Genomic DNA, 1,680 nt, shown 5'->3' on the forward strand with positions numbered 1-1,680 from the left:
CGTTGTCGGTTCCGGCCGAGGTGCATCGGCGGCTGGTGGAGCTGGCCCGTGCCGAGGGCGTGACCCCGTTCATGGTGTTGCAGGCGGCGTTGGCGGTGATGTTGTCGCGGCTGGGTGCGGGTACCGACATTCCGATCGGTGCGGTGGTCGCCGGGCGTACCGACGAGGCTTTGGATGATCTGGTCGGGTTTTTCGTCAACACTCTGGTGATCCGGACGGATCTGTCGGGTGATCCGGAGTTTCGGCAGGTGCTGGGCCGGGTGCGGGAGACGACGCTGGGGGCTCTCGCGCACCAGGATGTGCCGTTCGAGCGGCTGGTGGAGGAGCTGGCGCCGGAGCGGTCGCTGGCCCGGCACCCGCTGTTCCAGGTCATGCTGACCATGCAGAACATCGAGCGCGCCGAGCTGGAGCTCCCTGGCGTGCACGTCGAGGCCGGCACGTCCGCGATCGACGCGGCCGCCGCGCCGCCGGCCCGGTACGACCTGCACGTGACGGTCGGCGAGACCTTCGACGACCAGGGCCGCCCGGCGGGGCTGCGCGCGTTCGTGACGCTGGCGGCGGACCTGTTCGACGCGGCGTCGGCGTCCAGGGTCGCCGCCTGGTACGGCCGGGTGCTGGAGCGCGTGACGGCGTCCGCGGACCTGAGGTTGCGCGAGGTCGACGTGCTCGACGCCCGGGAACGGGACCGGGTGCTCGACGAGTGGAACGACACCGCCGCGCCGGACGCCCACCAGGCGGTTCCCGACCTGTTCCGGCGGCAGGCGGCCGCGATCCCCGACGCGACGGCCGTGGTGGCCGACGGCGCAGAGGTGACCTACCGGGAACTGGACGCGGCCGCGGACCGCATCGCCCGGTACCTGAACGGCATGGGTGTGGGCGCCGAATCGATGGTCGGGCTGTGCCTGCGCCCCGGCCTCCAGACGATCATCGGCATCCTGGGCGTGTGGAAGGCCGGGGCCGCCTACCTGCCGATCGACGTGACGCTGCCGGCCGAGCGGATCGCGTTCATGCTGGCCGACAGCGGCGCCGAGGTGGTTTTGGCGGACCGCGAGGCGGGCGCGGTGGCGTCCGGGCGACCGGCGGGCATCCCGTTGGTCTGGACCGACGAGCTTCAGGAAGCAGCGGAGCCCGCCGGTGACGCCGTGCCGGCGCGGGTGGACCCGCATGGCCTGGCATACGTGATCTACACGTCGGGATCGACCGGCACCCCGAAGGGAGTGGCGGTCACGCACGGTGCGCTGGCCAACTACGTGGCCTCGGTGTCGGCCAGGTTCGAGTGGGGCGGGGTCGGGGTGCGGTACGCGCTTCTGCAGCCGCAGGTGACCGACCTGGGCAACACGGCGCTGTTCATCAGCTTGGCCACCGGTGGGGAACTGCACGTCCTACATTCCGAGGCGGCGGTGGACCCGGGAGCCGTGCGCGACTATCTGCGGACGCGGCGGATCGACTTCGCCAAAGGCGTGCCGTCGCACCTGGCGGCGCTGTCCGCCGTCACCGGGATCGACGGCGTGATGCCCGCCCGGTCGATCGTGCTGGGCGGGGAGGCGGCGTCCGCAGAGTGGGTGGGCGAGCTGGTGCGGGCGGCCGGGGGCCGGCGGGTGTTCAATCACTATGGTCCGACCGAGGCGACGATCGGTGTGGCCACGGCTGAGTTGTCGGTGGATGTGGTGGCGTCGGGTG

1 protein-coding gene is annotated in these 1,680 nt (G+C 72.0%); it reads left to right on the top strand.

Features of this window, described 5'->3' with window-relative positions; genetic code table 11:
* Nucleotides 1-1,680: non-ribosomal peptide synthetase (locus QSK22_RS33180; protein WP_285498459.1), on the top strand; the 1,680-nt coding region annotated here is incomplete at both ends.

It is taken from the genome of Actinomadura sp. NBRC 104425, from assembly GCF_030269545.1.
GTDB lineage: Bacteria > Actinomycetota > Actinomycetes > Streptosporangiales > Streptosporangiaceae > Spirillospora > Spirillospora keratinilytica.